The organism is Parvibaculum sp. (genome assembly GCF_049672805.1).
Classification (GTDB): Bacteria; Pseudomonadota; Alphaproteobacteria; order Parvibaculales; family Parvibaculaceae; genus Parvibaculum.
In genome coordinates this window covers 1-1,656 of the sequence record NZ_JBATWS010000199.1, presented here as the reverse complement: position 1 = coordinate 1,656, position 1,656 = coordinate 1, and the positions used below count along the sequence as shown (strand labels likewise).

Below are 1,656 nucleotides of genomic sequence, written 5' to 3'. Positions count from 1 at the left end.
TTTTCCAGCAGCGGCTCGAAGGAGAATGCCTTGACGAAGACGCCGATGCCGCGGCGCGTTTCAAGTACCCCGACGGATTCCAGGGCCTTGATGCCCTCGCGCACCGAGTTGCGGCTCACCCCAAGCTGGGTGGCAAGCTCGCCTTCGGGCGGCAGGGGCGCGCCCGCATCGAGATGATTGTCCTCGATATAGCTGCGCAGGCTTTCCTGCACAGAGACATGCAGGAGCGGGGCTCGTTTCAGGGGCTTGATCGACTTCACGTTCATCTTCGTCTCCGGTTGCCTTTTGACTCCGAAAAGACAGCGGCCTACATTTATTCACTTGTAGGATATCTGTCAATTGGATATCGAAATTGCCAATAGGTGGCTCACCCGGAGATACGTCAAAAATGTCTTCCGGCGAAGCGCAAACGGCATCGGTCACGATGGCCAGCGCAGCGCCGCGCTGTGCGCAAAGCGAAATCCATTGCGCAAAGCCAATACCAGTTTAACATCAGAGAAATATTTTGACGGGGATTCGCCGCAAGGAGTATGCTTTCCGTGACTGATCGACCGATCCTCGACTTCCTCACCGCGGAGCTTTCCGCAACAAGCAGCGATCCCCTTTACCGACAGTTGGAAAATGCCCTGAAACAGGCGATTGCCACCGCGCATGTCAAACGCGGCGGCGTCATCCCGAGCGAGCGGGTGTTGAGCCAGGTGCTCGGCCTTTCGCGTGTCACCGTGCGCAAGGCCATCGATGGCCTCGTCTCGGACGGGTTCCTCGACCGACGGCAAGGCGCCAAGACGGTTGTTTCCTCCCGGCTGGAGAAATCCCTGGCCACAATGACCAGCTTTTCCGAGGACATGCGGTCACGCGGGCTGGAGCCTGGTTGCACCTGGATTTCGCGGGAGATTTCAAGGCCTTCTCCAAGCGAAATGATGGCCCTTGGCATTTCCGGCAGCGAAAAGGTCGTGCGGCTCCGCCGGTTGCGGACGGCTGATGGCGTGCCGATCGCCATCGAGATGGCGACGCTGCCCGCCCGCTTCGTACCCGAGCCGCAGGCTGTCGGGGACTCGCTCTACGACTATCTCGAAAGAAACGGTGCATTGCCGGTGAGGGCGCTGCAGCGCATGCAGGCCAAGCCCGGCACCGAGGAAGAACGACGGCTTCTCGACGCCCCCGACGATGCCTCGCTGCTCATCATGGAGCGCCGCTGTTTCCTTGCCGACGGGCAGATCGTCGAGTTCACGCAGACCAAATATCGCGGCGATGTCTATGATTTCGTCATCGAGCTGATGCGATAATACCAGTTTAAATCCTGTTGCCATCTGGTCTTGTTTTGCTACCATCCTGCCAACGACAGGAGATAGCCGGTGCCGCTTGACTTCAAATCCCTCGACAAGGGTCTGATCGTATCCTGCCAGCCCGTGAAGGGCGGCGCCATGGACAGGGCCGATATGGTCGTCGGCTTCGCCCTGGCTGCGCTCGACGGTGGCGCAGCCGCCCTGCGCATCGAATCGGCGGACTACGTCGCCGCCGTTCGCGCCGCAACCGACAGGCCGATCATCGGCCTCGTGAAACGCGACCTCGACGACAGCCCTGTGCGCATTACACCCTGGATCGAGGATGTCGACGCGCTGGCACAGGCTGGTGCCGATATCATCGCCTATGACG

Annotated in this window: 2 protein-coding genes and 1 pseudogene; 2 read left to right on the top strand and 1 reads right to left on the bottom strand. The window is 60.2% G+C overall.

Annotation, left to right across the window (positions count from 1 at the left end; translation table 11 throughout):
• A partial coding sequence (locus WBF74_RS06430) for a FadR/GntR family transcriptional regulator (RefSeq protein ID WP_424436926.1) occupies positions 1 to 266 on the bottom strand: 266 nt, incomplete at its 3' end.
• A gap of 264 nt (positions 267 to 530) precedes the next feature.
• On the opposite strand from WBF74_RS06430, the gene WBF74_RS06425 reads away from it, so the two are divergent.
• The gene (locus WBF74_RS06425) at positions 531 to 1,286 is read left to right on the top strand and encodes a GntR family transcriptional regulator (RefSeq protein WP_424436923.1); all 756 of its coding nucleotides are present in this window, start codon (positions 531 to 533) and stop codon (positions 1,284 to 1,286) included.
• 138 nt (positions 1,287 to 1,424) lie between these two features.
• Positions 1,425 to 1,656: pseudogene (locus WBF74_RS06420) on the top strand (N-acetylmannosamine-6-phosphate 2-epimerase); the annotation flags it as partial.